The following is a 1,286-nucleotide window of genomic DNA, read 5'->3' as shown; positions in this document are numbered from 1 at the left end:
CAGGTGCCGGAAAATCAACGTTGGTGAACTGTTTGAACGGAATGGACGTTTCAGGTGTTGAAGGCGAAGTGACGTATGGCGACATCAATATTTTGAATCCCGAAAATTTCAGAAAGGTCAGGGAATCAATCGGAAGCATCCCGCAGGAAAACATTCTGCACCAAGAGCGCACCGTTTATCGCGAACTGCTTGCAGCGGCCAAGGAGCGTCTCCCGGAAGGAACGGGCAAGGAACACATCGAAGGAAACATCGAGCGTGCCTTGAAAAAACTGAGAATTTCGCACCGTAAAAATGCAGTCATCGGTGGCTGCAGCGGTGGTGAAAAACGCAGAATCACGATTGCGACCGAACTTGTCGGCGAACGCGAATTATTGTTTTTGGACGAACCGGAAGCAGGACTTGACGAACTTACCAAAAAAGAACTGTTCAAGTCGCTGCGCAAACTGACGAGAGAAGATAATAAAACGATCGTCGTCATTACTCATGATACGACTTATATTGAAGATTCGTTTGATGCCGTCGTTTTTCTTACTAAAAGAAACGATGAATCGCCTGGCGAGCTGGGATGTTTTGACAATCCGAAGACGATTTTGAATAAGATGGACAAATTGATCAGGGAAGGAAAGCTTGACGAATTTAGCGATGATAAGCGCGTCAAAATTGCCGATTTGTATGCCTTGACATACGAAGATTTCAAAAAAATCAATGAAACGGTGGCGGGATAATTATGGATAAACCTAAATTTATAAGAAAAAGCTGGTTAAGTGAATTAAAAAGTCTCACGCAAGAATATTGTTATGATTTTATAGATAACAAAAGCGGCAGTCTCTTAAAGGTTTTCGGTTTCCCGATTATTGCCGGAATCGCAATCAAGGTCATTGCCGGAAAAAACATGTTCGTCAATTATGAAGACACGCGTTCAGCATGTTTTATCATTATGTGCGCCGCCGTTTGGTGCGGTTTGTTCAACTCCATTTCTGCAGTCGTGTCTGAAAGGGCGAACATCAAGCAGCGTGCCGCCACACCGAATTTTTATTACATAAGCTATCTGGGGTCAAGACTGATCGTTCACTTCTTGATCTGTCTGATTCAAAGTTTGATTTTGTCTTTGGTCTTCAGAATCGAGCCGCACAGATACGCAAGGGGAGGATTGATGCTCAATTCTACTTTGCTTGATTTTGCGATTACGATTTTTTTGCTGATCTACGTGGCTGATATTTTAGGCCTCGCCATTTCCTCAATCGTCAAAAAAGACAGTTGGGCAAGCGCATGCGCACCGTATATTT

Annotated in this window: 2 protein-coding genes; both read left to right on the top strand. The window is 43.5% G+C overall.

Going from position 1 to position 1,286, the window contains the following annotated elements; all coding sequences use genetic code 11:
- The coding region (locus V7Z60_RS10210) for an ABC transporter ATP-binding protein (RefSeq protein WP_334117694.1) at positions 1 to 725 on the top strand (725 nt) is incomplete at its 5' end.
- Between the two features lie 2 nt (positions 726 to 727).
- Positions 728 to 1,286, top strand: a 559-nt coding sequence (locus V7Z60_RS10205) for an ABC transporter permease (protein WP_334117693.1), incomplete at its 3' end; no start/stop codon positions are given.

The sequence above is a fragment of the Ligilactobacillus sp. genome (assembly GCF_036846325.1).
GTDB lineage: Bacteria > Bacillota > Bacilli > Lactobacillales > Lactobacillaceae > Ligilactobacillus.
Note: the sequence above shows the minus strand (reverse complement) of the source record. Positions and strands in the feature narration are given on the sequence as shown.